This window comes from Cupriavidus basilensis OR16 (assembly GCF_000243095.1).
Classification (GTDB): domain Bacteria; phylum Pseudomonadota; class Gammaproteobacteria; order Burkholderiales; family Burkholderiaceae; genus Cupriavidus; species Cupriavidus basilensis_D.
In genome coordinates this window covers 1-630 of the sequence record NZ_AHJE01000289.1, presented here as the reverse complement: position 1 = coordinate 630, position 630 = coordinate 1, and the positions used below count along the sequence as shown (strand labels likewise).

1 pseudogene is annotated in these 630 nt (G+C 69.8%); it reads left to right on the top strand.

Features of this window, described 5'->3' with window-relative positions:
- Positions 1 to 209: 209 nt before the first annotated feature.
- Positions 210 to 630 (top strand): annotated as a pseudogene (locus tag OR16_RS38765) (alpha/beta hydrolase); the annotation flags it as partial.

Here is a 630-nt window from a genome sequence, read left to right as displayed (position 1 = left end):
ACGCGTAGACTGATTGGCCGCGCCGGCGGCCGGTGCTATCTTCAACCGCAGCCACGAGCGTCGTGCCCGCCGGACAATCCCCCCCTGAAAGAGATAACCCATGCCTTGCCACCCACCAAACACGCCGTTGGGATTGCTGCGCCAGGCAGGGCTATGCGTCATGCTGCTGCTCTGCACGCTGGCGGCGCGGGCGTCAGACGGCGCCGCAGGTGGTCGACATCCCGACCCGCCCTGGCGTGACGCAGCGCTTCCTCTATCTTGCGCCCGCGCAGCCCAAGGCCGCGGTGATCCTCTACGCGGGCGGGCATGGCGGCCTGAACATCTACCCCAACGGTAGCGTTGGCTGGGGCGCCGGCAATTTCCTGGTGCGCTCGCGCCAGCTCTTCGTCGACAACGGGTTCGCGGTCGCGGTCATCGATGCGCCGAGCGACCGGCTGTCCTGGCCCTACCTGACCGGCTTTCGCCTATCCCCCGAGCATGCCGAAGACACCCGGGCCGTGATCGCCTGGATGCGCAGCCACACCGGCCTGCCGGTCTGGCTGGTCGGCACCAGCCGCGGCACCCAGTCGGTGGCGGCCACCGCTATCCGGCTGGCGGACGGTGGCGGCCCCGACGGCATCGTGCTGACCG